Here is a 26,753-nt window from a genome sequence, read left to right on the forward strand (position 1 = left end):
GCTTCGACGTCCTGTCGCATGGACGAGATCCGCGGCCTGACCGACGAATAGTGCGGCCGAATTGACCGGTCTGCCGTTCCTTGCCGGAAAGAGACGATGCAAGTGTTCGATTACACTGTCCCAGCCGTTGAGGTAACTGACCTCACCCAGCGTTTCGGCGCTGTACTCGCCGTCGACCGGGTCAGCTTGAGCATCCCAGCGGGAATGTGTTACGGCATCGTCGGCCCGAACGGGGCCGGCAAGACCACCACGCTGATGGCCATGTGCGGGTTGCGGGAGCCGACCTCCGGCACGGTCAGGATCGCCGGTCATGACCTGCGAACCGATCGGCAAGCCGCGCTCGCCCAGCTCGGAATCATGATGGACGGGCTGTCGCTACCCGAACGGCTGACCGCCACCGAGGTGCTGCGGTACAGCGCCGGGCTGCGTGGGCTGGATGACAGCTGGAGGGTCCGCGCCGAGGACCTGCTGGAGATCCTTGGCCTCGACGCTACTCCACGCGCGCTGATCGTGGAGTATTCCACCGGTATGCGCAAGAAGATCAATCTGGCGCTGGCGATGCTGCACCGCCCCCGGGTGCTGGTCCTCGACGAGCCGTTCGAGGCAATCGACCCGGTCTCGGCCCGCTCCATCGAACAGGTGCTCACACAGTACGTCGCCGCCGGCGGCACGGTGGTCATGTCGAGCCACATGATGGACTTCGTCGAACGAAACTGCCGCCGGGTGGCGTTGGTGGCCGGTGGCCGGGTGTTGGTCGAGGGGCCGGTAGACGAGGTGGCAGCGAACGGGACGCTCAACGAACGTTTCGTCGAGCTGGTCGGCGCCGATCCGGTCCGCCCGTTGAGGTGGCTGACATGACCCGAGCCCTGTTCGCGCTGAAGCTACGCCTGCTTCGCAACGGCCCGCACAACGAGCGCGGATTCAGCCTGGTCACCGGTATGGCCCTGGCCGCGTTGGTGGTCGTCGGCGCAGCGGTGGCCAACCGCGGACTGCTCCACGAAGGCTGGATCGCCGTGGCGCTCACCGGATGGGGAGGCATGTGGCTGTTCGGCCCTCTGACCCAGCCACGCCACGATCCGTCGGTCATCTCGCGCGACTGGTTACGCGGCTATCCGCTGCGGCCATGGCGCGCGGCTCGGGCCTTGTCCTGGACCGAGCTGCTGGGCGTCGGCCCCCTGGTCACGCTGACCTGTCTGTCGTCCCTGGTCGTGCTGGCCGCACCGGGCGGCCTGACGGCGGCCACGATCGGCGCGGTGGCGATGGTGGCACAGCTGTATCTGCTGGTCTGGGCGGGTAAGACGGTGGCGGTGATCGCGGCCTGGCTGTTGCAGACCCGGGCCGGGATGAGGCTGGCCGCCACCCAGACCGCCGTCATGCTCGCGCTGTCGTTCGCTGGCTGGGTGCCGATCGCGGCCTGGTTGCTGCCCCGCCTCGGTCAGAGCGACACCACCCTGGTCCTCCCTACCTTCGGGCAGCTACCCGCGCCGATCATCGACGTGCTCGCCCTCCTGCCCACGGGATGGGGGTACCGCGCCGCGATCGCCGCCCGTGACAACGCCGGGACGGAAGCGGTCGTCGTGCCGCTGATGGCCCTCCTGGCCCTGGGTGCACTGCTGCACATGGGCTGGACCACCCTGACAGCGCGGGCCCTACGCCGCCCACCTCGCCTCGTGACGCCGCGACGCCCTCACGCACCGGGTCGTGGGCTGTCGCTTCCGTTCACGACGCCGCAGGTGTCCGCTGTCGTCTCGCGAGAGCTGGCCACCTGGTCGCGGGATCCCGCGCGCGGTGTGGAACTGCGCAGTGCCTGGCTGACCCCGCTGTTGATGGCGCTCATCATCGGGGTCACCGACTGGAGTTGGGCGCTGCCCCTCGTGGGTTCCGCGGCGGCGGTGTTCGGCGCGATGGTCGCGGTCAACACCTACGCCCTGGACGGCACGGCCCTGTGGCAGCTGCTCACCACACCGGGCGCCCTTCAGGCTGACGTACGCGGCCGGATGGCGGCATGGTTCTTGTTATTCGGCGTACCGTCGATCGTGTTGGCGGCCGTGTTGTGGGCCGTGACCCGGTCTCCGCTGGGCGTCGTCGCCATCAGCGGCGCCATCGCCGCAGCCGCAGTGGCCTGCGCCGTGGCACCGCTGATCGCGCTCCTGATGCCGGCTGTCGGCACCGATGCCCGCGATCGCCGCTACCCTGGACAACGAGCAGGCGATCCGACCGGTGGACAAATGACGATCTTCCCCGTGGTCCTGCTGGGCGCCATTCTCCCCGGCATCATCGGCACCACCACCGGGGGTCACTTGTGGACGCCGGTGCTCGCGGCCATCCTGCTAGCCGCGGTCAGCCTCTCCCTGACCCCCACCCTCACCGCGCGTCTGCTGCAGCGGCGAGGCGCCAGCCTGCTCGACGTGATGGTCTCCAGCGACGCTGCCCTGTTGCACCGTAATCGGCGTCATCGTTGGGGTTACCCGGGGGGATGGGGTTGAGTCGAATTTCGGCCCCGACGAGGCGAGCCCCGCGCCGACCAGCAGCAGTTAGTGGCAGATGCGCCTGGGGCGGTCGTCGTAGCACGATCGTCCCAGGCGCATCGTGATGCTTTTGGGTTCGTAAGCGCAACGGCCTTCGTATTCAAGGTAGGAACAAGCCTGAGGGGCTGCCGAAGATTAACTCGCCTATGTGGGTTCCGAAGGTGGTGTTGATCGGGCTTCGACGCGGTCGCGAAGGGCTGCGAGTGCGGCGGGCGGCTGGGTGGCAGGCGGGATAGTGGTGTCGTGTTGCTGGAGAAGCCGGGTGATTCTGGCCAGGGCGCGGTGCATTGCGGCGTGGTAGATCGACGTGATGTCGTGGCTGAGCGCGGCGCGTCCCAGTACTTGCGGGAGGTGAGCCGGAACGTGTTGCGGATCAGACTTCTGCACCGTGCGGAGCCACACGAGCGGCCAGTGACCGAGACCAAGCCCTGCCTGGCAGCCCTACGCCGGCGCAGGCGATCTGTTCTGGGAAAGCAGGTCTCTGCGGTGGTGGCCGGCGACGCCGAGCACTGTCAGGAGTGTTGCTATGGCCCGGTGCGAACCCCGGTTTGGGGGAGCAGGTTGGGAGCAGCGGCGAGCCACGGCACGTACTGCCGCAGCCAGGCGTCCACACCGGGCAGCGCGAGGACTCGGGTGATCGCGCCGGCGACGACGATCGCCTGCGCGACAGCCGGCAGGGTGTCCACGCCGGCCGTCGCGGCGGCGACCGGCAGCAGTGACAGCGCGCCGAGGCCGGCGGCCGCCACGGTACGCAGCGTCGCGCGCCATGGGTAGCGGGTCTGGGTCGGGGCCACGGGGGGAGTTGGGGTCGTCATGACGAGCACCTCCGACGGTAGGGTCCAGGGACTGGTTCATATCCCAAGAATGCCTGCTCAGGGGCGGTTGGTGAATGCCGCGTTGCCCCCGGGGAGCGGACGGGGGCAGGGGAAGATCATGGCGGGACGAGTCGCCCTGAGCGCGGTCGAGGCTCGGTCTGGGAGTCGCTGACCCCGACGCGTCGGTGGGCGCACAAAGTCGCCGCCAAGTGGCCACCAAGTCGCTGCTGGCCTGATCCTCGTATGAAACGCACGCTTGCGGGGGCGGCAGCCCTCCTCACGACGCTCGGAGTGCTGACGACCCCGGGCGCGGCCGGCGCTGTTCCGATCTGTGAAACCAATCCGCTGGGCTGCGAGCCCCCGCCACCACCACCGCCACCACCGACGCCGACCGACAAGGCACCCACCGGAGCGGCCCAGGCCACCGGGCCGCAGAACAACGGTGTCCTCGGCATCACCGGCTGGGCCGCCGACAGCAACGGGTGGCCGGTCACCGTGGACATCACCTTCGACGGAGCCCTGGTCGCGTCCAAGCCGGCCAGCGACTTCCGGACCTGGCTGCCGGCCGGGCCCCTCGGGTTCACCCACACCGTCGTCGTCCCGCCGACCGGGCCGGTCCGCCGGCTGTGCGCGACCGCACGCAACGTGCCCGACGGCAGCACACCGGTGGCGTCGGCCGTGCCGCTGGGCTGCGTCAGCTCCCGGCCGTCGAAGCCGACCGACCTGGTGTCGACGGCCGAGAGCGCCTACAACCGCAGCATCCTACGACTGGGCTGGACCGACAACGCGACCGACGAGACGTCCTACCTGGTCACGCTCAGCTACCTGCGTCGGCACTGGGAGGGCAACTACTCCTGGCAGGAGCCGATGAGTGAGTCCTTCGTCGTCGCGGCGCAGCCCGGTACCGGACGGATGTCGCTGGTGCTTTCCGACCAGGACGCCAACACCCATTTTCAGGTGCTCGTGAACAGCAGAGTCGGCGAGATCACCTCGGAGTCGCTGAGCGGCGGGGTCACGGCGCCGTGACCACAGGGGAGATGAGGGAGGTTCGCAGGTGAGACCAGGCAGAATCCGCAGGCGCGTGGGTGCCGCGGCCGTCGGGGTCGTCGTGGCGGTGTCGACGTACGCGGTGCCCGGCTACGCCGCGCCGGTTCCGATCGACGAGGCTGCCCTGCACGACAGTCTGTATGCCGCAGCGGTGCAGTCGCGCACGACCGGCGTCGCGGGCGTGGTCGACGCCGTCGTGGCGGCGGAGATCGTCGACTGGCGAGCGGCCCATCCGAACGTGGACGGCACGCAGGTGGTCCGCCACTTCGGACGCACCGACGCGGCCGTGCGGGCGGCTGTGTCCGGCGTCGGGTCGTCCGAGGGGCTCGCCGCGTTCGCGGCCGCCGCCGCGGGATTGCTCGCGGTCCCGGTCGACCAGGACCCGGCGCAGGCCGCGCTGGACCGGGCCGAGGTGCGCGGGTCCAGCCTGCGCGCCCTGCTGACCGCCACCACGGGGGAGGAACTTGGTGCGGTGGTCACGCCGACCGAGCAGGTGCGTACCGGCAGCCAGAACTTCCTGTGGGAGGTGTCGGCGCCGGGGCGGCTCGCCGGGGCGTGGAAGCGGTTGCACCGGGCGGCGTCAACCGACGCGGGGCTGCGCACGGCGTGGGACGGCACCTACGCGGCGCGCCTGTCGGTCCGGCTGGACACCCCGGCGCAGGACCTGATGGCCCTACCGGCGTTCGCGAGCCGGGTCGACCTGCCGGGCATCCTGGCCAAGAAGGACGACGAGGCGGCGTTCTCCGCTGCCGTACGCACGGCCGTGCAGGCGCAGTTCGAGGCGCTGGAGGCGCTGGCGAACGACCGGATCACCGCCGCGACCGCCCTCAACGCGAAGTTCCCGATCGAGGGCGCCAAGCCGACTGCGGCGGAGGAGGCGGCGGCCAAGAAGTCGGCCGAGGACGCCAAGAAGCTGGTCAGCGAGGCCGGCAGCCTGCTGACCGTGGTCCTCGGCGACATCGGGGGGATCTACGACCCGAAGTTCGCCAAGACCGTCAAGACGGTCGGTGACGCGCTGGTCAAATCGGTGACCTCGGTGATCTCCTACGAGATGACGATCGCCTCGGGTCAGCTCACCGGCGCCGCGTCGGCCGCCGCCGCCCTCTCGCTGACCGGCAACTTCATCGGTGCCGCGATGGCCCTGCTGCCGCTGTTCATGGGCCAGGAGTCGCCGGATCAGATGATCAGCAAGCAGATCAAGGGCCTCAGCGAGCAGGTCCGGCGGATGGCCGAGGGAATCGGCGACCGATTCGACCGGGTCGATGCGAAACTCACCGCGATGTACGACGGCCTGAGCACCCAGCTCGGTCTGCTGGGCCAGGACGTCAGGGAGGTCAAGCGGATCCTCGGCGTGATCGGGGACCAGCTCCACACGATGGATCAGAAGATCGACCAGATGGCGCTGGCCAACCAGGCTGCCTTCGAACAGTTGGCCGCGGACGACGTCGACGACGCCACCGACCGCTACCTGCACCGGGCCGTCCGCGTCGACGGTGGCGCGATCGGGTCGGTGGCCGAGTACTTCGACGAGGTCGACTCGCCGACCCGGACGTTCGCGACGACGGCCGCGAAGAAGGCCCCGTTCGTGGTGCCCGCGGGCACGTCGACCGCGAACCCGGTCAGCGTCCTCGACCTCCATCTGCCCAACGGCGCGATCGACTACCTCGCCGGGTGGGCGGCGGCCAAGGGCGTTCCGCTGCGGCCGGCCACCGGCGACCAGGCGGTCAGCGGCGTGGCGAACCCGTCCGCCTGGCTGATCGGTGCCCGCGCGAACCTCGTCATGCAGCTCGAGAATCCGCAGTTCGCGGCGGCGGTCACGGCGGAGCACACCGCCGGCACCCTCGACGCGGGGAATCGGGTCAACCAGCGGGTGCGGCAGTTCAGCAACCCGGGCGCCGGTGGTGTCACCAACGAGCTGTTCACCCGGCTCGTCGCCGACTACCGGGCCGCTCTCGACGGGTGGTCCGACGCGCTCGACGACGTGGGGCGCGCCGTCCGCTGGAACCAGACCGATCCGGCCTACCCGGCCGCCGGCAACGACCGGACGTACGACCTGTGGGGTGCCCCCGACCAGGCGCTGCCCGCGGCGGCGCAGATCCCGGACGCGCCCGGCCTGACGCCCTGCCGGGTCGGCGACATCGGTATGCCCGCCTGGTCGGTCCCCGCCACGCTGCGCAACTCGGACCTGCCCGCCTACTACGACCTGCTGGCCTACGCGGCGCCGCCCGGCTACCGGCCGACGCTGCGCACCTGTATCGAGGGCGACTTCGTCAACGTCAAGGAGACCATCAGGCCCAAGTACGAGATCTACTCCGGCGACCTGAAGATCACTCTGCGCCACCAGGTGAAGCAGGGCGGCAGTGAGACCTGGCAGGACGTGCGCAGTGTCACCACGACCCGGCCGGTCGGCGTCTACTGCGAGATCTACAACGGCAGCGGGCCCTATCCCGACACCGAGTGCCACAGCCCGTCGGACTACGTGCTCACCCAGTGGCCGCAGTACCTCAACGCACTGCAGACCCAGGGCACCGTCACCACCCATCCCCAGGTCGACAACGACACACTTGCGCGTACCCGGTCGATGCTCTCCGGACGGCAGAAGTACTTCTACCGGGTGGCGGCCGCCGGCACCGGTGTCGAGGCCCCGCCGGTCACCACCTGGGCCGTCTCGCAGACGTTGTGGGAGAAGGGCCGCCAGCTCGCTGAGTCCGTTCGACTGTTGCAGGCGTTCACCCAGTTGGGCTGGGCGAGCGCGCTCGATCGGGACGAGATGATGCACCTCGTCCTGTTCGGTGACCGCTCGCTGCCCGGCGACTACACCGCGCCGCGTGGCGACCTCAACGGCGACACGGGCCGGCGTTACCTCCAGACGGCGTACGCCCAGGCGGTGAGCAACTACGCCGGCTGCGCGCAGGCCGTCGACTGGGATCCCTGCCAGGGCCTGAATTCCGGGTTCGACGCGAAGCAGGGCCAGAACCCGTACTTCGCGTGTGGGCAGGTCGACCGGCCCAACGCGCCGGTCGACCCGCTGGGCCGGTGCGTCTACGCCGTCGCCGGTGACCGGACCAACGAGCTGGCCGGCCGGTACGCCCACTGGTCGGCGGAGATTGCCGGCGGCCGGCACCGGGAGGGCATTCCGGAGGTCACCACCGTCACCAACCTCCTGCGGATCACCAACGAACACCTGCACTGACCGGGGTCGGCACGACGCGGCGGACCCGCACCAGCTCGGTGTGGGTCCGCCGCCCGTACGCGGGCTGACGCCCCCGGCCGCGGGGACTGTCCGCCAGTTGTCTGCACGTGCCGCCGCACTGACCTACGCTCCTGCCCGTGCTGAGAATCGGGGTCCTCGGTCCGCTGCGGGCGTGGCACGGCGACGTGCCCGTGGAACTCGGTCCGCTGCGGCAGCGTGCCGTGCTGGCCCGACTGGCCACCATGGTCGATCAGGTGGTCCCGGTGGACCGGCTCATCGAGGACCTGTGGGCCGGCGACCCGCCACCGCGCGCCCAGGCGGCACTTCAGGTGTACGTGTCCAACCTGCGTCGGGCCCTCGAACCGGACCGGCCGCCCCGCAGCCCCGCACAGGTGATCGTCACCGCCGCGCCCGGCTACGCGCTGCGGCTGCGGGCGGAGCAGCTCGACGCGGGGCGGTTCGAGGCGTCGACCCGCTCGGCGATGGCCGTGCTCGATGCGGATCCCGAGGAGGCGTACCGTCGGCTTGACGCGGAGCTGGCCTGCTGGCGCGGCCCGGCCTACGTGGAGTTCGCCGATGAGGGCTGGGCCGCCGCGGAGTCGGCCCGGCTGGCCGAGTTCCGTCTTGTCGCCATCGAACACCGGGCCCGGGCGGCGCTGGCGTTGGGCCGGGCCGAACAGGTCGCGCCCGAGCTGGAGCGGCATGTCCAGGCGCATCCGCTGCGGGAACAGGCGGTCGCCCTCCTGGCCCTGACCCTGTACCGATCCGGCCGGCAGGCCGACGCGCTGGCCGTGCTCCGGCGGCTGCGCACCGAACTGGCCGACCAGCTCGGCGTCGACCCGAGCCCCGGCCTGCGGGCCCTCGAGACGGATCTGCTGCAGCAGGCGCCCTCCCTGGAACAGCCGACGCCCACCACGCACCTCCGGCTCGCCGCGCCGCGATTCCCCGCCGCGGTCGTGGCGTCCGCTCCGGTGGACGGGGACCCGTTGCCCCGACCAGATGAGTTGGCCCGGCTGCGCGAGGCCGCCGCGTACGCCGTCCGGAGGGGATTCCGGATGTCCTGGGTGCTGGGCGACGCCGGCGCGGGAAAGTCGACCCTTGGTCGGCTGCTGGTCGGGCAGTTGACGGCCGACGGTTGGCGGACGGCCATCGGCCGCTGCCCCGAGCTGGACGGGGCCCCGCCGGCCTGGGCCTGGGGTGAGGTGCTGCGCGCGCTGCAGACCACCGCTCCGCCGGCACCCGCGCATGCCGACCGGCTCGCCACGCTGCTCAGCGAGGGCGGTGCCCCGCTGCCGACGGGCGGCGAATTCCACCTCCGCAGGGCGGTCGGCGACTACCTCGGCACCGTCGCCGCTGGCGGGCCGCTGCTGCTGGTCCTCGACGACCTTCACTGTGCCGATGGGGAGACCCTCCAGGTGCTGCGGCACCTGGCCGTCGCGTTGGTCGACCGGCCGGTGCTGGTGGTGGCCACCTACCGTCCCCACGAGGTGAACGCCGACCTGGTCGCCGCCCGTGGCGCGCTGACCGGGGGGTGTGGTGAGGACGTTGTCCTCGCCGGTCTGTCCGAGACCGACGTCGCGGAGCTGCTGCGGCGCCACGGCGCGGGGATGGTGGGCCCGGACGTGGTCCGCGCGGTCTGGCAACGCACCGGCGGCAACCCGCTCTATGTCACCGAGACGGCCCGGCTGATTGCCGCGGAGGGACCGGCGGCGGCCGTCGCCGGGGTGCCGGTCGGCCTGCGGCACGTGTTGCGCCGCCGGCTGGCCCGGCTGCCGGCAGCCGCCCGGTCGACATTGCGGACCGCCTCGGTGATCGGCCAGGACGTCGATGTCGACCTGCTGATCGAGGTGGTGGGCGGCCCGGAGGAGACGGTGCTGGACGGGTTGGAGGCCGGGCTGCTGGCCGGGCTGCTCGTCGAACCCGCTCCCGGGCGGGTCCGGTTCGCGCACGCGGTGATGCGCGACGCCCTCTACCAGGACATTCCGCTGCTGCGCCGCACCCGCGCGCACCAGCGTGCCCTGGAGGCCCTGGAACGGCGTCGGCCCCACGACGTGGCCGGCCTGGGCCGGCACGCCCTGGCCGGGCTCTCCACGTCCACCGCCGAGCGGGCGTTGCGGTACACCACCGCCGCCGCCCACCACGCCACCGATCTGGACGCGCCCCGAGAGGCTGCCGCGTTGTGGTCGGGGGTGGGCCGGGCGATTGCGCTGCTGCCCGAGACACCCCTGGCGACCCGGCTGGCGGGCTGGTGTGCGCGAGCCGCGGCAACCGCCCGCGCCGGCGACATTCTCACCGCCCGGCAGATACGCGGCGAGGCCGTCGCGCTGGCGGCCATGGCCGCCGATCCATCCGCCCTGCGTCGGGCACTGAACTGCCTGGATGCCCCGGTCGCCTGGACCGTCCGGCCGGACCGCGCGGTCGACACGAAGTTCGTCGCCGCCGTCGAGGCCGCGCTCGCTGCTCTCGGTTCGGACGCCCCAGTGTCCCGCTGCGAGCTGCTGTGCACCCTGGTCTTCGAGGTGGAGGGCGCCGACGACGACCGGGCCGACGAGGCCAGCCGCGAGGCTCTCTCGCTGGCGCGCGAGTCGGGGCAGCCAGGACTGCTGTGTCGGGCGCTCAACGCCCGCTACTTCCCCGTGATGGCGCCGGCCCGGCGTGCCGAGCTGCCGGCCGTCGGCGAGGAGATGCTGCGGGTGGCCACCGCCCACGGACTGACCGGATACCGGGCCCAGGCTCATCACATCCTCTTCCAGGCGGCGCTGCACCGGGCCGACCTCGTCGACGCTCGCCGGCACGTCGACAAGGCGGTGGAGCAGGCCAACACCGGACAACTGGCACTGATGCTGGCCGTGCTGTCCTGGTTCGACGGGCTGACCGCGTTGCTCGCGGGGGACTATCCGCTCGCCCTGCGGCGCTACGGCGAGGCCGCGACGCGGATGGAACAGGTTGGCGGGCCCAACGCGCAGGCGATGGGAATGCTCGGCCGGTTCGTCGTGGGGCTGACCGGGGGCGGCGCGGCCCAGTCGGTGCCTGAGCTGCGGCAGGTGCACGCCCGGGTGCCCCAGGACAGCCACGACCTGCTCGCCCTGGCCCTGGTGGAGGCCGGCGATCTGGAGCAGGCGCGCGCCGTGTGGAAGCCGGAGCTGCCGATCCGGCCCGACTACTTCTGGCTGCTGTGGGCATGCGTGCGCGGCGAGGTCGCCGCCCGACTCGGTGACCGGAAGGTCGCCCGCAAGTCCTATGCCGAGCTGACACCGTGGCGGGGGTGTTTCGCGGGTCTGGAAACCGGTTCGCTGTCGCTGGGTCCTGTCGACAACACGTTGGCGGCGCTGGCCGACCTGCTCGACGACCCGTTGGCGGCGGGTCGGCACCGAGCCGACGGGCTGAGCCTGGCACGGCGGGTCGGCGCGGTGCCGTGGGCGACGAGCATCGCCGGTTGACGACCTCGCCGCGTGGCCCGCGACCGGCCAGCCGGAGCGTCCACCGGTGCCGACCATGCGTCCACCGTGAGGCTGGATGAGTGTGGTTGCTCGGGTGAGTGGTGCCGCAGGCGGCACAGTCCATCGGGCACGGATCGGTCAGTGACCAGTTCGCGTATCCGCCGACCTTCCATCCCGGCGCGAGCGACAAGTCGCTCCGATAGTGGGGACGGCTCTCGTCTTCGTCGTCATCCCACTCGTCGAGCCGTTGGCGTAGGTCATCGGGGAGCAGGTCCGCGTATTGGTACTCGCGGACCTGCTCGGGAACACCACACACGGAAGCGGCAGGTACATGTCGCTGATCACCGGCGGCTCGGGAGGCGCTTCGAGTAGCGAGCCGACGGATCGGCTGGGGTGAACCGGGGCTGTCGCCGTGCAGCTGTCGCTTGAGGACCATGATCTGGTGCCGGAGAGCGAGGATCTCGGCGTCCTTGTTGCTGTCGCTCGTCGGTAGCAGCCGTAGCAGCGCGAGGGCGTTGGTCACGCCGAGTAGGCCAGTCGAAACAGCACACTCGTCATCGTCGCGCAGTGCTCGACGTAGGGCACCGTCGCGATTCAGCCGAGAGGGTCCGTGTCGGCACCAGCCGCCTGGCCTCGCTGATCAAGATGACTGTGGCCAGCGTGGATGAGGTTTTCGGCACCCACAGGGTCCGCGTCGACCGGGTCGTCACCCAAGCTGCGCCGTTGACGGCACCGCCTGGCCGGTCAGCGTGGCCAGCTCGCGTCGATGGCGCGCAGGGTCGTGTCGAGATCCTGCCGGCCGGCGATCCACGCGGTGGTCTCGCGCCAGAAGGATCCGGCGCCGACCGCGGGCGGCATGGAGTCCGAGCCGTCGAACCGGAAGGTCCGCACACGGTTCAGGATCTGTGCATGGGTCGCGTCGACCGGATGCGCGTAATCGCCCGGGCTCACGTCGGTGAAGGCCGAGAGGGTGCCGCCCTCGTGCGCCCGCGACTGACGGAACCAGTCGGCAGTCGTCATCAGCCGGGCGGTCTCCCGCACCGCCGGCCGGTCCTGGACCAGCGCCAGGATGTCGCCGCCGATGACCGCCCGGCTGCCGTCGGCCGCGTCGGAGCCGGCCGGGGCCGGGAACGGGAAGACGTCGTAGTCGCTGCCGGCCTTCGTGCCCTCCGGGAAAGAGCCCACGATGAAGCTGCTCTGCTTGTTCAGCCAGCATCCGGGCGGGGACTGGAACATCGGCTTGAGCGCCTCGGGAAAGGTGGTCGACACGATGTGGCCGCGTCCGCCGAGCGCGTTGCCGTCGGCGAGAGCGACCTGCTCGAACATCGTGAACGCCCGCTTGATCTCCGGCGCGGTGAACGGCAGCTCGCCGGCCACCCAGCGGTCGTAGACCTCCGGGCCGGCGGTCCGCAGGACCAGGTCCTCGATCCAGTCCGTGGTCATCCACCCGGTCGCCCCACCGTCGGCGATGCCGATGCACCAGGGCGCCGCCTTCTGCTCTTCGCGGATGCGCGCAGTGAGGGCCAGCATCTGCTCCCAGGTGGCCGGCGCCTGGTACGCCGCCTTGCGGAACGCCTGGGGCGGGTACCAGACCAGGCCCTTGAGGTTGAGCGAGAGCGGCACGCCGGCGAGGGTCCCGCCGACCACCCCGTTGTCGATGAGTCCCGGGCGCATCCGGCGGCCGAGTTCGTCGCGGTCGAAGAGGCCCATCTTCTCCAGATCCTTGACGTCGCCCTTCTCGGCGAACTGCGACAGCAGTGCGGGCTGGGGCAGCAGCAGCAGGTCGGGCGGGTCGGCCGAGCGTAGGCGTTCGGGGGCCTCGTTCTCGAAGTCGCTGGAGGTCACGTACGTGACGTGGATGCCGCTCGTCTTGGCCCACTGGTCAAAGTGTCTCTGCATGTATTTTTTGTGGTCGGAGGTCGCACCGAGGATGGTGACGGTCTCCGGCGGGCCGGTCTTCGCGCTGCCGTCCGGCTCTTGTTCGCTGCATCCGGCGGCCGCGACCAGCAGCACCGCCAGGGCGTAGGCCCCGGTGAGATGACGCAACATCGTTGTCCTACCTCCTGTGACAGCCTGGGCGGGGACCACGACAGCGACCACATCGCTGCCCTTCGATGGTCATTTCTGCCGGACCGTGCCCGGCGCGGAGGGCGGCAAACCGACCCCGTGGTGGCCACGGCCGGACAATCCCCGCGATGACCGGTTCCTGCCCGGGTACCCGGCGCTACAGCCAGCCCCGCTGTGCCGCCTGGACGCCGGCCTGGAATCGGCTGGCGGCGCCGAGCCTGTCGAGCAGCAGGGAGACATGGCGCCGGACGGTCCGCACCGAGATCCCCATACTGCGCGCCGCCGACTCGTCGGTGACGCCGAGCGCCAGCAGTTGCAGCAGCCTGCGGTCACTGTCGCTGAGCCCACCACCGGCCGACGCCGTATGGTCCGGGCCGCCGAGCCGCTGGGAGTGTGCCCAGCAGGACTCGAAGAGGGCCGCCAGCGTTTCGGAGACGGCGGGGTCGATGACGATGACGGTCTCGAGACGGCCTTCGTGGCCGGTCGTGAGCACGGCGGTGACCCGGTCGACGACGATCGCCGTGGCAGCCACATCGGCCGCCGTCCGAACCTGACCGCCCTCGCTGACCAACTCGCCCACGTACGCCAGGTCGTCCTGATGCACCAGCCGGTCGTGGGGATAGAGCGCCCGGATCGCCACGCCTCGGCGCAGCGCACACCGGTCCAGGTCCGCAGAGGCGCCGGTGAGCCCGTGCACGACGGGGCGGTGACTCTGCAGGGCGACGATCTCACGGCTGGCGCCGCGGACCAGCTCGTCAAGCTTGGCCTGGCGCAGCGGCCAGCTGCGGATGCGCTGCCCCGGGCCGCCGCCGTCACCGGTCAGCTGCGCCGCCATCATCGCGGAGAGGTGTACGCGCGCTCGCATGGCATTCGCACGCTGACGGGCCGCGGCGGCCTCGATGTCGGCGAGCCGCTGGGCGAGCACGACGTCGGGCACGACCGGCGCGAGCTGCCCGGGGCGCCGAGGATCGTCGACCAGCAGACCCTCCCGGATCAGTGCCGCCCGGCTGGCGAGTACGGCGTCCTCTTTCTCACCGAGGTGCCGGGCGACCTGCGCCGCTGTCCATGACGGGTTCCGCAGCCAGGTTTCGTACGCCTCCTGGTCGATCGTCGTCAGTCCCAGTGCTTCGAGCATCGATACCCCCGATCGTCGATGTTGTCGGCCGGGTCCGCGAGCCCGTGCCGGTGACCCGCTGCAGGTGGGTGCCAAAAGGGGTGGCGGCATCGGCATGCCAGCCGATCGGCGTTTGACCGAAGCCGGCCCGGAAATCGGACCGGTGAGCAGAATTCGACGTATGTCGATAGTTTTGGAAGGGGAGCGTCCATGACGAGCGCGCAGGAACCGCCCGACGACGAGATCACCGCGGAACTCGAGCGGTACTCCCGGGTAGCGGTCACCGGAGGATCCGGATTCGTCGGCCGTCATCTGGTTTCGGCCCTGGCCGCGCGGCACGGGGATGTGGTCGCCCTTGACGTGGCACCCCCGCCCGTACCGCATCCGCGCCGCACCCAGACCCGCCATGTGGACCTGCGCGACGCCCAGGCCGTCGAGGCCGCCGTCGCCGATGCCGACCTGGTCATCCATCTGGCTGGGAACGCCAGCGGAACCGTCTCGGTCGAGCGGCCCCGCTTCGACTTCGAGACCAACGCGGTGGCGACTTTCAATCTCTGTGAAGCGCTGACGAAATCGGGCGTCGCTCGGCTCGTCTACCTCTCCTCGGCGATGGTGTACGGCGTCCCGCAGGTGACTCCCGTGCCGGAGACGCACCCCGTTGCCCCCTTTCTGCCGTACGCGTCGTCGAAACTGGCCGGCGAACACGCGGTGATCGGCTTCTGCCACGCCTTCGGCCTCGAGGCCACCATCGGCCGGGCCTTCACGCTGTACGGTCCGGGGGAGAAGCCGCAGATCGCCGGCGGCGAGGTGTCCCAGTTCCTGCGCTGGCACCTGCGGGGCCTGCCGATCCACGCCGCCGGTGACCCGGACCGCAAGACCCGCGACTTCTGCCACGTCGAGGACCTGGTCCAAGGCCTGCTCCTACTCGCGGTGCGGGGCCGCAGTGGGGAGGTCTACAACATCGGCTCCGGCACCGAGACGTCTCTGCGGGAGCTCGCCCACGTCATCGAGACCGTGACCGGCGAACCCGCCCGGCTGGTCAGCGACGGAACGGTCACTGAGGACACGTACCGCATGGTTGCCGACATCACCAAGCTGGGTAAGCTCGGCTACCGTCCTCGCATACCCCTGCTGGACGGCGTCCGGAACCTCGCCGACGCGCTGGGCGACCGGCCCGAGTTGCCCGGCGTGGAGACCATCTTCCGCGCGGAGCAGCGCCTCGCCGCCAGTTCCGGTCGGGCCTGACCAGCACCCCGCCCTCATGCCCGGTGCTCCGGGTCCCGCGCCGGAGCACCGGGCATGATGAGCAGAGTCGTGAGGACCGACGCACCGACGACCACGGCCCCGATGAACTGCGTGGAGCTGTATCCGGAGCCGGCGCCGATCATGGTGAGGTAGACGGCGACCGAGACCGCGCCGCCGACGTGCGTGGTCGATTCGAACAGCGCGGAGGCGAGCCCTCGATCCTCCGGCGCGGCGTCGCCGATGCACTCTCGGGTCAGGCCCACGTAGATGGGGCCCGCGCTCAGTCCCCAGAGGACCAGGTACACCACCAGCGCGGTCAGGGACCCGGCGGTGCCGAACGCCACCAGGGCCAACGTGATCGAACACAGCAGGAGAGCCAGTGCCACGACGCGGCGGGAGCCGTAACGCCGTACCAGCCGGCCGGCCGGAGCGGCACTGATCACGGCGCCGAGCAGCACCGGAGCCAGCGCGATGCCGGCCTGCGCCGCGGACAACGAGTACACGTCCTGCAACTGCAGGCTGCCCACGACCACGACCGCGGCGTACGCCGCCGAATGCGCACCGAATGCCAGGCAGCTGGCCACCAGCCGGCGGGACCGCACCACCGACGGCTTGATGATCGGGTTGCGAACCCGCCGCTCCCACCACACCAGCGCGTTCAGCATCAGCACGCCAGCCAGGACCGGCGACACCGTCGCCAGTCCTGGCCCGTGCTCACCGATCCGGGTGGCTCCGTAGATCACGGCGAGCAGCCCACCGGTGACCAACGCCGCCCCGGTGACGTCGAGCCGCTCCCGCCGGCTGCCGGACGGCTCGTCGGCCGGCAGCAACAACAGCCCCGCCACCGCGGCGAGCGCCGCGGCCGGAACAACGACGATGAACACCCACCGCCAGCCGAGGTACGAAGTGATCACGCCGCCGAGGACCGCCCCGGCCATGCCGGCCGTGTTCGCCGCGGCCGCCACCACGGAGAACACCCGGCTGCGCCACGGCTCATCGGGAAAGAGGGTGGCAGCCGATGCCAGCGCCGCGGGAATGGCGAACGCCGCCCCGAGGCCCTGCATCACCCGGCCCACCAGCAGGAGCGCCAGCGTGCCCGCCACCCCGGAGAGCAGCAGCCCGGTCCCGGTCAGCGCGAGACTGGCGACGATCACCCGGCGCCGGCCCCAGACGTCGCAGACGCGGCCGCCGAGGACGAGGAAGCCACCGATGGTCAGCGAGTAGAGGGTCACCACCCACTGCAGCTGCGCGGGCGGTACTCCGAACTCCGCGCCGATGTCCGGCAGCGCCGTGGCGACGGCGAGACTGTCGAACAGCACCAGGAACATAGCGCCGGCCAGCACCAGAGCGGTAGGCCAGCCATGCCTCACCGGCCGCGCCGCGGGCGCCGTCGTCTGCGATTCCATCAGTCCTCCGTGCTCGCCGTATGACCGTCCTCGCCCTCGTCCCCGGCTCGGCTATCCGGCCGATTGCGCCTGTCCAGCGGGCGCCGGCAGGTCGTATCCGTACTGCCGGGCCACCGCACCGAGCTCGGGATCGGAGAAGTACCCGGCCAGGCCCGGTGTCATCCAGGATGTCCAGCCCGACACCGCGCCCTTGCGGATCATCCGCGGTTGCCGCTCCCCTGTGGCGTCCTGCGCCACCACGGCGTCCTCGTGCGCCCGCATCCGCTCGAAACTGCTGGCCTCCGCGGCGGCGCGGAGGGTGTCCGCGGTGACGTCCACCGCAAGCTCGCGCAGCGCCGGCTCGAGTACCTCCACCGGGCGCTGCTTGAGGTCCTCGAAACGCAGTACCGTGGCATGCTCGTACCCCTGGGCCTGTTCTTCCCAGGCCTGGTAGAAGGCCGACCAGTCCTCGACCGGGTTGGACGAGAAGTCACCGGGACCGCGCAGCCAGTCCTCGAACTCGTCGGGCACCTTGTCCCACTCCTCCTCGCCGAAGGAGCGGCGCCACTGGTGCAGCGAGTAGAGGGCGTCGCGCGGATCCCGCACGATGATCCAGACTCCGCCCACCGGGAGCCCGTCGAAGATCTCCGGGGGGTGGTGCGACTTGACGAAACGCGGCCACCGGCGGATCGCCCCAGGACCTCCGGCCTCGCTGTCCTTGTCGTGCAGCGAGGCGAGCCGGTCCCGGTAGGCCGCATGCGTTCGCACGCCGACGGCCGTGCCGTCCGCCTGCAACCGCTCGGTGTAGGCGTCGACGTAGTTGAGTCCCGCTTCGAAGAGGATGTTGCCGATCAGCGACTGGCCAGCCCCACCGCAGCTGGCCACGACGATGTCCCGTGGACCGAGCTGCTTGAGGTTGTCTGCGTACAGCTCGCTGAGCCGTGCGCGGGCCAGGGTCGAATCCGGCCGGTGTGCCATGAAGGTGTTCCTTTCTCTTGGTGATGGATCTTTGCGGACGGACGTCGTACGCACCGGCTCAGCCGGGCGGACGACCCCGGCTGAGGCATCATCGGGTCCAGTCGGGGGCGAACTCGGGATCGCTCAACCGCACTGAGCGCCGCTGGGCCAACTCACCGATCGCCTTCATGTCGTCGTCAGCGAGCACGAAGTCGAATACCTTGAGGTTCGCGACCAGATGGGGTACTGCGGTCGAACGGGGAATCGCTGCGACACGCGGCTGCTGTACCAGCCAGCGGAGGGCGATCTGCGCCGGGCTGCGGCCGTACCGATCGGCCAGCGACCGCATCAGCGGCGCACGAGCAACGGCGCCCTGCGCGAGCGGCGAGTACGCGGTCAGGCAAAGGTCCAGCTCGTTCGCCCTGTCGAGTAGTTCCTCCTGGGCGAGCAACGGGTGGTACTCGACCTGATCGCAGAAGACCGGGGCGTGCCGGGCAGCCTCCAGCAGCAGCCCGGAGGGGAAGTTGCTGACGCCCACCTGACGGGCCTTGCCGGCCTCCCGCACCCGGCGCAGGGCGGTCATCGTCTCGGCCAGCGGCACGTGCGGCGCGGGCCAGTGCAGCAGGAGGAGGTCGACGTATTCGGTGCCCAGCCGCCGCAGGCTGGCGTCGGCGGAGGCGTACACCCGGTCGGCCGCCGCATCCGTCCACCACACCTTGGTGGTGATGAACAGCTCGTCGCGAGGGACGCCACTGGCCCGCACGGCGCGGCCCACCTCGCCCTCGTTGCCGTAGAACGCCGCCGTGTCCAGATGGCGGTAACCCAGGGACAGGGCCGCCGAGACGGTGGCGAAGCAGGCGTCACCGCGTAGTTCGCCGGTACCCAGGCCGAGACGGGGAATCCGCTCGTCCCCGCGAACGGTAACGTCCATGAGATCCTCCTCCCCTCGCGCGGAGGCTCAGTCCCGGCGGCGGACGGCCCAGGCCTTCGTCAGGTAGGTGACGTCGACCGTGTCGCGGTCGGCCAGCCGCTGCTCGGCGTAGCGCAGGAACGCGGCGAACTTCTCCTCACCGAGCTGTGCGCGCACGTCGTTGACGGCTCGCCACGCCCCGAGGTGCTGCTCCACCGGCTGCACATCGACATGCCGGCCTTCGAGGTAGAGGATGTCGTCGAAGCCGGGATGCCCGGCCAGGCGCTCGGTCAGCGTCTCGGTGAAGCTGCCCTTGCCGAAGGCGGTCTTGCGCATCCCCGGCTCCAGGCGCGTCAGCTCCTCCTCGATGTCGGCGAGCAGCGGGTTGGCGTCCAGCTTCCGGGTGTTCCACAGCGCCACGAACCATCCGCCCGGGCGCAGCACCCGGCGGAACTCCTCGGTGCCCTTGTCGAAGTCGACCCAGTGGAAGGAGGAGGCCATCGTCACCAGGTCCGCTGACCCGCTGTCCAGGCCGGTCGCCTCGCCGCTGCCGACCCGCCAGGTGATGCCGGTGCCCTCCGAGTCTCGCTGGCCCACCCCGCGCATGTCGTCGTTGGGCTCCACCGCGATGACCGAGCGGAATGCGGCCTCGGCGAGCATCCTGCTCCAGATGCCGGTACCCGCGCCGACGTCCACGGCGTCCAGTTCCCCCGGGTCACGGCCGAGAAGGCCGAGGATCGCCGCGCGGACGGCGGGAGAATACCCGGATCGGTAGGCCGAGTAGTTCTCAGCCAGGCCGGTGAAGTCACCGAGCCGCATCGTCTGTGTGTCGGTCATGGTTGTCGTCCTCTCTGTCGGCCGGCGCGTCACCAGCGCCGGTCAGTCGGATGATTCAGCGGATGGTCTGCGGTAGGGCCGGCCCGGCGCCGGCCTCGGTCAGAAGCCCGCCGATGACTGGGCTCAGCGCTTCGGCGACCAGCGCATTGCCGCGCCGGCTGCAGTGAGGTCCGAGCCGGCCGTGTACGAACAGGCCGTCTCGATCCGGATCCCGGCGGAATCGCTCGGTGAGGTCCACCACCCGCAACGTCGGCGACACCTCGGCAAGGAACCCATGGTGCGCGCTGCCGCCGTCGCGCCTCTCCAGGTCGGCCAGTTGCGGTATGACGAGCAAGACCGGGTGCTTGCCCGCGGCACGGCACACGGCCGCGAAACGCTCCACCAGGGCCCGCATCAGTCCTCGCGCGTCCGGGTCGGCGTACAGCCGTGCCGTCCAGCGGGCGTTGTCGCGCAGGACCACGCGGAACGCCGCGCGGATCGCGGGCTCACGGCCGCCGTCGCCGCGGATCAGCCCACCGGCGAGGTGGGCCAGCACGGGAAGGTGGCGGCGCGCCCGGCGCACGAGCTTGGGCAGGTACGGGAATCGCAAGATGTCGGGGCGGAACTTGCCGGCGTGGAAGGGGTCCAGACGGGTGATCTCCGTCAGCCGCTCCTGGTAGGTCAGGTACTCCTCCGGGCGCCGGACCGCGCTCGGATGCAGCCGCAGCCCCTCCGGGCCGAGCGTGAACCGCGGTTTGAAAGCCAGCACATTGCCGTACTCGAAGTAGTGCTTCCAGTAGGAGTGCACCCGCGCGACGGTCTCCGGGACCACCCCCATGACGACCACCTGGGCCTCGAGATCCGGCAGCTCCCGCTCCAGGCGCAGCAGAGCCTGGTCCAAACCGTAGTTACCCACGCCGTAGTTGACCGCGTTGACACCCAGCAGCCGGGACAGCTGATGGGGCCAGGTCTCGTCGTCCCCGACCAGCCGGCAGAAGGTGAATGAGTCACCGAAGCAGGCGACCGTTGCCGGCTCCGACTCGAAACCGGGATTGCGCCGGCGGGCACGCTCGTCCATGGCATAGCCGACACGGCCGCTGTCGGTGGTCTCCGTACCCTGCTCTCCAGGGCGCCGGCACCAGCCGAGCTCCGGGTCGAACGAGCGGGCGACGTGCCGTTGCACCAGCGCGGCCGGTATCGCCGGGGTTTCGTCCCCGGGCATGAGCAGCCAGGGGAAGCCGGGCTTGAGCCGCCGCACGAGCCGGGCGGCGCCGTACTCCACTGCCGCGTAGCCGCCGAGCACGGCGATCAGATGCCGGGCCCTCATCGCGCCACCGGGACGGGCAGGGCTGCGACGATCCGCTCGACCAGGTCGTCCGGTGTCCCGTCGCGTCCCGAACTGTCCAGCACCAGGTCGGGGGCGGCAGGTTCGGGGAAGGGGATGTCGACGCCGACCACGTCGCTGGTCTCGCCGTCGATTGCGGAGCGGTACAGACCTTTGGTGTCGCGGGCGACGACGACCTCCATCGGCACGTCCAGGAACACCTCGAAGTAGTGGGAGAGATGCCGCCGGTTCCACTGCTGCCAGTGCGGGAAGATGGACAGGACCGCGGCGACCACGTGGATGTTCTGCCGGTCGAGCATCAGGCACAGCTTGCTCAGCCGCTCGGCGTTGACCTCCCGGCCGGCGACGTCGTGGCTCACGCCGCCCCAGACCTCGCGCAGCAGGTCGCCGTCGAGGTAGACGAGGTTCGGCAGCTCTGCCCGCAACCGGGCGGCGAGGCGGGTGCCGATGGTGGTCTTGCCCGCCCCGGAGAGACCTATCAGCCAGATGACCATGTATGTGTCTCCCGTTCTTGGTGGAAAACGAGCCGGCCCTGCGCGACCAGGTCCTCGCAGACCGCCAGGTCCGTCGTGCTGTCGACCTCGCCCCAGGCGCCCTGGCAAGGCACCGTCTCGATCCGGTGTCCGGCCTTCAGGAGCCGTTGCAGCAGACTTGTCATGTCCAGCGCGTCGACCTCTGCCGGCGGCATCGCGTCCAACACGGCTCGTACGCCGGTCCAGGCGGACGGAGTGAACCGCAGCAGTCCCATGTACTGGCCCTGAACCTCCGCCACGGTCGCGGGGCGCGCACCGATCTGTTCCAGCGCACCGTCCGGTGCGAGCCGGAACGTCTCGGCGTCCACCCGCGGATCGGCGAAGCGCCGGTGCCACAGCTGCGCCCAGGCGGGGTCGTAGGCGATGGCCAGTCCGCCGGGGGCGCTGACGAGGCGCCGGACCGTCTCGGCGGTGTAGACGATGTCGGCGTACGAGACGACACACGGCGTGGTGGCCACCCAGTGCTCGGCAGCGAGCAGCGAGCGGACCATGTTGGTCTGCGCCCACCGCGGCGCGGGGATGACCGTCAGGCCCCGGTCGTTCAGCATCTCGGACCGGTATCCGGCGACGACAGCCAACTCCGCGATGCCGCCGGCGGTGAGCGCGGCCCGCTGCCAGGCGAGCAGTGGCCGGCCGGCCAGCGGAACCAGGCACTTCGGACGCTCCTCGGTGAGACCTCCCAGGCGGCTGCCGCGCCCGGCGGCCAGAATGACTCCCCTCATGGCTCTGCTCCGAAGTGGGCCCGCAAGACGCGGCGGTCCTCGCCGGCCAGCTCGATCGGAAGCCGCTCGGGATGCCACATGAGGCCGAGTACCGGCTCGGTCTCATGGCGGATGGCCTTGATGACGCCACCCGGCCCGGTCGCCCATGCCCGTAGCGGTGACCGGATCTCGGTGGCGCCCCAGTTGTGGTAGCTGTTGACGACCCGGCTGCCCCCGTCGATCCAGACCGGCTGCCGCTCGGTGACGTGGCCGGTGACCCGGTGCAGCGAGGCGCCGAAGCGGCGCAGCAGCATCTGCATCCCCCGGCAGACGCCCACGACCGGCAGGCCGCTTTCGTGCGCCACGTCGAGCAGGGCGCTCTCGGTGCGATCCCGGTCAGGGGCCTCACCACCGAGCTCCGCCAAGTCGTTGCCGCCGGTGAGCAACAGGCCGTCGACCGACGCGACACGCACCAGCCGCACGGCGCTGTCGACATCGTTGGGAACAGGCAGACCGGTCAGCCCGCAGGAACGGAGGAACGGCCACCACCGCTGATCGAGCGCGTCGCTGCGCACCCCGTGCGCCGGGTCGACGACCACACGCTGTGTGACCGCGACACACGTCATCGCAGCACCTCCACCCGGTGGTTGAGGCAATCGATCTTCAGGTAGTCGGCGGCGGCCCAGCGGTTGTACAGAACCTCACCCGCCCCGATGACGGCTGGAATGCCGAACTGGTGCGCGCGGATCGCCATGTGGGAGTTGGCGCCCCCGTAGCGGGTGACGAAACCGGCCACGCCCTCGGAAAAGATCCAGTCGTAGCCGGGGTCGCCGCTGGGCAGCATGAGAATCTTGCCCTGCAGGTCGGCCGGGTGCGCCGTGACCAGTTCCACGCGCCCGGTGGCGGACTCCTGGGTCACGTAGTTCGGCTCAGTGGCGGGCAGGTGGAACGATTTCACGTCCGCCGGGTCAGTGATCAGCGGCGGCAGCACGAGCCGGCGGGTGAGCTCGTAGCGCTGCCGTCCCTCGACGGCGCACCGGCGCAGCACCCGCGCGGGGTTCTCGGCACCGCGATACAGCCCGTCGATGCACTCCACGTCGACGTACGACATCTCCTCGGTGTCCATCCCCACGCTCTTGCCGAGCTGGGTGAAGAGCGCCAGCGCCTCACTCAGGTGGCGGGTGAACTCGAACTTCGAGTTCTCCCTCAGTTCGATGCTGGTAATGAAGAAGTTGAGCAGGCCGTACGCGTCCTGCTCCAGGCGGTGTTGCCGGAGCAGGTCGTCGATCTGGCGCATGGTCTTCGGCGGCAACCGGAACGGCTCCGGCGCCTGCACGTTGACCCGGGCGTTCGGCCAGTCGAAATATCCGTCCGGCTCCTCGTCGTAGCGGGGGGAGCGGATGTCGTAGGTCCCAGGACGCAGGAAGCCGTACCGGCGCAGGAATTCGGCGCGTGTCAGCGTGGTGCGGTCGCGCAGCATCCGGTTGGTCACCGTGTCGAGGGAGGCCATCAACCGGGCCACGTCCTCCTCGGTCAGCACGTCGATCTCGACCAGCGAGCCCAGGATCTCGGTGGCGATGAAGCCCAGTCGGGCGAAGCCGGCGAACGCCAGGGTGCCGAAGCGACGACAGTCCTCGAGCAGCCAGTAGATCTGAGTGGGCAGGTCCAGATCGGATTGGCGCACCTCGCCCAGTTTGGCGCGCAGCGAGGTGATGCTCGCGAGGTCCTCGCGGCGGGCCGGATGCTCGGGGTCCATGAGCCGGTTGGTCAGGGCGCGCAGCGAACTGACGATGTCGTCGCGTTCCTGAACGCTGAACAGGTGCTCGACCTGATTGGCGAGCCGCTCCTGCAGGGTGAAGGAGTAGCACGAGAACACCACGTCGAACTCGACCTTGTCGTGCAGCTCCGGGTTCGCGACGAGCCGGTCGATGTAGTGGTCGACCAGTCGCTCGGCGAGGTCGTCGTCGATGGATGCGGGAACGAGCGAGTTGCAGCTCTCCCGGACCCCGACGTACGGCAAACCGAAGAAGTCCACCATCAGGGGGAAGCCTCGTACGTCTCGATAGCCGTACCGGGCTCGCTGATCGGCCCAGAGGCCGTCGGTGATGAGGCGGCGGTACAGCGACAGGGCGAGTGGCCGGGGCCGGGTGCCCACGATCTCCGCGGGGTTCCAGTCCGGCATCACACCGAAGACCGTGCGCCGACCGCACAGGTGCGGATGCGGCTGACCCGCCGTCCGGAGCTTGGACGCGATGGCGCTCAGCGCCTGTTCGTGCTCGTCGTTGTCGAGAAGCGTCTCCACCACCATCGGGCGGACCTGGAGCAGGTACAGCTCACCGGTGACGTCGAACGCGAACTCGATGTCGAGGTTGTTGCGTTCGAGCAATTCCTCCAGCTCACGTGAGAGCTCCATGAGCTGCTGGATCCGGGCGTCGCCCCGGCCGGTGCCGCTGGTCTTCCAGGCGTAAAGAGTGCGCAGTCGGGCACGCGCTCCACTGGTCACCGCCGCCGAGTCCCCGTTCTCCTCGTAGTTGATGACGAGGTACGGCGCGCCGGTGTTGGGATCACAGGTGAAGACGACGCCGGTCATGGTGGCGTCACGCACCATCGGTTGCACCAGCACGAGCTGTTCACCGAGATCGTCGAGCACGGGCTCCTCGATCCGACGCTGGTACGAGTCGATGACCGCGTCGACCGCCTCGCGCAACTCCTGCCGGCCGGCGACACCCGCCACGGACAGATAGCTGCCCGGCATCAGCGTGCCCGGGTCGTCCTCCTGCCGGGTGCTGCTCCGCACGATCAGCGGCTCGTTGCCCCACGGCCTGCTCAGCACGTCGTCCAGAACTTTCTCCGGGACAGTCCGCCATTCCGTGACGGAAAAGTACCGGAGGGGCAGCACGCGTGCCCTGCGAACGAGCGGGGCCAGCTGTTCCAGCGTCTCGGCCTTGGAGCCGAAAAGAGCGGTCGGCGTGCCGCGCTGCATCGCATGCCCGGCAGACGGGGAGTGACTCACCGCAGAGGTCAGGGCAGGATGATGTGATGCCATGATGCTCCTTTGCTTCCGGACGTCCGGCGGAAATCCCGTCTAGTGGTTGAGATGCGTGCGACGGCAACGCGACTGCGGCAGTCTCGGCGCTGTCCCGGGCCACCGTCCGCCTATTGGGAGATGCGCCCAGCTGCGGAAATCGTGCGCTGTCTGCGCGTCGCGGGCGATTGGCGGACACGTCAGCAGTTCAATTTCTGCAGCCCTCGTCTCGTCAACTCGGTGAACTCTTGCTGAAGCGTTTGCTACCCGCTCGATCGTCGGCCTAACACCGTCACGTTTTCGTCATCTGAAGTCGGCCCACTGTGGACACCGCACTATTTTGAGCGACCTCATTGACAACTATGGGTCTCAATGGCTATTGCGGCACCTCGACATGGCATTCAAGATCGAATTTGTCGACCAGGTACTACAGCTGCGGATCTTTTGGACCGGCATGACCTCTTGGTACGGCAGCCGCCGTTCGTGATCATGGTTGGAGTTCGAGGTTGAGGCGTCGGGTGTAGTGGGGTCGTCGGGCGCGGGCTTGATGGCGGCGTCACCGGTCTGACCAGCGCAGATGGTGGGCGAGATCGCGGATCGGTATGAGGACGAGGCGCGGGGCGTCGTCGACGGTTCGCAGGTACGCGCCGCGCGCCGGCTTCTTGGCACGCTCGAAGCGTGGGATTCGCGGTGGACGGAGCGGTTGGGGGAGTTGTGGTGTTCGGGGCCGACGTGGACCGAGGACCAGCTGCCGTTGCCGAAGTCCTGGCTGAGCGCGGCGTACCCGCGACGCGACCGGTCCGGCTGGCTGAGGACGCGGCGGAGCGGGTGCGGAAGCTGATGGAGCGGCCCCGGCAGGGAGCCGAGCAGGCGCTGCGGACGATCGTCGCGGCCGGGCACGCCGCCGAGGTGCGCGCCGCAGCCGATCGGTGCGGCCCACCGGCCCGTACCGCGATCGAAGAACTTCTCGCGGTCGAGCCGACGGAGCTGCTTGCCGTCCTTGCCTAAGGGTGTGCTGCTGGATCCTCGGGTTCGTGCGCGACACTAGCCTCGTGGACAACGGCTGAAAGTGCTGTTGTCACGGCTTCTGCACCTGCGTTCGAGCGCGGCGGCGTTGGCGCCGTGAGCACGTCCTCGGCCCGGAGCATCCCGAAACCCCGGCCACCCGCCACGGCCTTGCCTTCTGGATCGGCGCCGCGGGTGACGCCGCCGCCGCACGAGATCTGTTCGCCGCACTCGTCCCCGTCCGCGAACGCGTCCAAGGCCCGGAACACCCGGACACCCTAGGCGGCAAACACGAACTCGCCAATTGGACGGGGAAAGCGGGCGACGCCGAAGGCTCCCGGGCCCAATTCGCCGCCCTGCTACCGGTTCGCGAACGGGTGCTGGGCAACTGACCCTGAGCACCCATATCGTCGCCGAGCAGGTCGTTGCGGGTATCGGTTGTCCCGGTAGGCGTAGGGGTAGCTCCGCCTGGGCGTCGTCCGGCTGCGGCTGTGCTGACGGCACCGGCCGATTCTCAGATGATCCTCAAGATATCCCGCCTCGACGGCCACTGGCGGCACGGCTGGTGTGTGCTGTCGCTACTGATCATCCCCCCTGTGCTGGAGATTCCATGAGAGATAGACCGAA

The 26,753-nt window shown here is 70.2% G+C and carries 19 protein-coding genes and 1 pseudogene; 8 read left to right on the plus strand and 12 right to left on the minus strand.

Annotation, left to right across the window (positions count from 1 at the left end):
* The first annotated feature begins 186 nt into the window (after positions 1–186).
* Both AB0C03_RS17130 and AB0C03_RS17135 read left to right on the plus strand, forming a co-directional pair.
* Complete coding sequence (locus AB0C03_RS17130; protein WP_374224254.1) at positions 187–858, plus strand: ABC transporter ATP-binding protein; 672 nt, start codon at positions 187–189, stop codon at positions 856–858.
* Positions 855–2,486 carry a hypothetical protein gene (locus AB0C03_RS17135; RefSeq protein ID WP_030328608.1) on the plus strand — a complete coding sequence of 544 codons (1,632 nt, stop codon included), beginning with the start codon at positions 855–857 and terminating at the stop codon, positions 2,484–2,486. Before AB0C03_RS17130 ends, AB0C03_RS17135 begins: the two co-directional genes overlap by 4 nt.
* A 566-nt stretch (positions 2,487–3,052) precedes the next feature.
* Here the strand turns inward: AB0C03_RS17135 and AB0C03_RS17140 are convergent.
* On the minus strand, positions 3,053–3,343 hold the full coding sequence (locus AB0C03_RS17140) for a hypothetical protein (RefSeq protein ID WP_357637648.1): 291 nt from the start codon (positions 3,341–3,343) through the stop codon (positions 3,053–3,055).
* 291 nt (positions 3,344–3,634) lie between these two features.
* Between AB0C03_RS17140 and AB0C03_RS17145 the strand changes: the two genes are divergently transcribed.
* The 3 genes from AB0C03_RS17145 to AB0C03_RS17155 all read left to right on the plus strand — a co-directional run bounded on the left by AB0C03_RS17145 (position 3,635) and on the right by AB0C03_RS17155 (position 11,023).
* Entirely contained in the window at positions 3,635–4,369 is a 735-nt protein-coding gene (locus AB0C03_RS17145) for a hypothetical protein (RefSeq protein ID WP_357637651.1), read from the plus strand.
* 28 nt (positions 4,370–4,397) lie between these two features.
* A complete protein-coding gene (locus AB0C03_RS17150; protein ID WP_156057295.1) occupies positions 4,398–7,583 on the plus strand; it encodes a hypothetical protein in 3,186 nt (1,061 codons plus the stop codon).
* A 137-nt stretch (positions 7,584–7,720) separates the two neighbouring features.
* Entirely contained in the window at positions 7,721–11,023 is a 3,303-nt protein-coding gene (locus tag AB0C03_RS17155; RefSeq protein WP_357637655.1) for an ATP-binding protein, read from the plus strand.
* 744 nt (positions 11,024–11,767) lie between these two features.
* Here the strand turns inward: AB0C03_RS17155 and AB0C03_RS17160 are convergent.
* Positions 11,768–13,072 (minus strand): ABC transporter substrate-binding protein, encoded by a 1,305-nt coding sequence (locus tag AB0C03_RS17160; RefSeq protein ID WP_051708171.1) that lies wholly within the window; start codon positions 13,070–13,072, stop codon positions 11,768–11,770.
* A 175-nt stretch (positions 13,073–13,247) separates the two neighbouring features.
* Positions 13,248–14,225 carry a helix-turn-helix transcriptional regulator gene (locus AB0C03_RS17165; protein ID WP_357637657.1) on the minus strand — a complete coding sequence of 326 codons (978 nt, stop codon included), beginning with the start codon at positions 14,223–14,225 and terminating at the stop codon, positions 13,248–13,250.
* A gap of 189 nt (positions 14,226–14,414) precedes the next feature.
* Here AB0C03_RS17165 and AB0C03_RS17170 point away from each other — a divergent pair, with 189 nt between their 5' ends.
* Complete coding sequence (locus tag AB0C03_RS17170; RefSeq protein ID WP_357637660.1) at positions 14,415–15,449, plus strand: NAD-dependent epimerase/dehydratase family protein; 1,035 nt, start codon at positions 14,415–14,417, stop codon at positions 15,447–15,449.
* A 14-nt stretch (positions 15,450–15,463) separates the two neighbouring features.
* Here AB0C03_RS17170 and AB0C03_RS17175 read toward each other — a convergent pair whose 3' ends face one another.
* From AB0C03_RS17175 to AB0C03_RS17215, 9 genes are all read right to left on the minus strand, one after another.
* On the minus strand, positions 15,464–16,855 hold the full coding sequence (locus AB0C03_RS17175) for an MFS transporter (RefSeq protein ID WP_357637663.1): 1,392 nt from the start codon (positions 16,853–16,855) through the stop codon (positions 15,464–15,466).
* A gap of 51 nt (positions 16,856–16,906) precedes the next feature.
* Entirely contained in the window at positions 16,907–17,812 is a 906-nt protein-coding gene (locus AB0C03_RS17180) for a sulfotransferase domain-containing protein (RefSeq protein ID WP_357637666.1), read from the minus strand.
* Between the two features lie 88 nt (positions 17,813–17,900).
* Entirely contained in the window at positions 17,901–18,722 is an 822-nt protein-coding gene (locus tag AB0C03_RS17185) for an aldo/keto reductase (RefSeq protein WP_030328588.1), read from the minus strand.
* Positions 18,723–18,749: 27 nt separating this feature from the next.
* Positions 18,750–19,538 (minus strand): class I SAM-dependent methyltransferase, encoded by a 789-nt coding sequence (locus AB0C03_RS17190; protein ID WP_051708169.1) that lies wholly within the window; start codon positions 19,536–19,538, stop codon positions 18,750–18,752.
* Positions 19,539–19,593: 55 nt separating this feature from the next.
* Entirely contained in the window at positions 19,594–20,844 is a 1,251-nt protein-coding gene (locus AB0C03_RS17195; RefSeq protein ID WP_357637670.1) for an SGNH/GDSL hydrolase family protein, read from the minus strand.
* The gene (locus AB0C03_RS17200; RefSeq protein ID WP_030328582.1) at positions 20,841–21,356 is read right to left on the minus strand and encodes an adenylyl-sulfate kinase; all 516 of its coding nucleotides are present in this window, start codon (positions 21,354–21,356) and stop codon (positions 20,841–20,843) included. The genes AB0C03_RS17195 and AB0C03_RS17200 overlap by 4 nt, the downstream gene beginning before the upstream one ends.
* Positions 21,341–22,117: a phosphocholine cytidylyltransferase family protein gene (locus AB0C03_RS17205; RefSeq protein ID WP_210865311.1), complete on the minus strand. Its 777-nt coding sequence runs from the start codon at positions 22,115–22,117 to the stop codon at positions 21,341–21,343. Before AB0C03_RS17205 ends, AB0C03_RS17200 begins: the two co-directional genes overlap by 16 nt.
* Entirely contained in the window at positions 22,114–22,722 is a 609-nt protein-coding gene (locus AB0C03_RS17210) for a gamma-glutamyl-gamma-aminobutyrate hydrolase family protein (RefSeq protein ID WP_210858145.1), read from the minus strand. The genes AB0C03_RS17205 and AB0C03_RS17210 overlap by 4 nt, the downstream gene beginning before the upstream one ends.
* Positions 22,719–25,142, minus strand: coding sequence for a PEP/pyruvate-binding domain-containing protein (locus AB0C03_RS17215; RefSeq protein ID WP_357637675.1), 2,424 nt, complete (start codon positions 25,140–25,142; stop codon positions 22,719–22,721). Before AB0C03_RS17215 ends, AB0C03_RS17210 begins: the two co-directional genes overlap by 4 nt.
* Before the next feature lie 696 nt (positions 25,143–25,838).
* Here AB0C03_RS17215 and AB0C03_RS17220 point away from each other — a divergent pair.
* Together AB0C03_RS17220 and AB0C03_RS17225 are read left to right on the plus strand one after the other, a co-directional pair.
* On the plus strand, positions 25,839–26,129 hold the full coding sequence (locus AB0C03_RS17220) for a hypothetical protein (protein WP_156057291.1): 291 nt from the start codon (positions 25,839–25,841) through the stop codon (positions 26,127–26,129).
* 167 nt (positions 26,130–26,296) lie between these two features.
* A pseudogene (locus tag AB0C03_RS17225) lies at positions 26,297–26,518 on the plus strand (tetratricopeptide repeat protein); the annotation flags it as partial.
* Between the last annotated feature and the right edge of the window lie 235 nt (positions 26,519–26,753).

The sequence above is a fragment of the Micromonospora parva genome, from assembly GCF_040649675.1.
GTDB classification, from domain to species: Bacteria; Actinomycetota; Actinomycetes; order Mycobacteriales; family Micromonosporaceae; genus Micromonospora; species Micromonospora parva.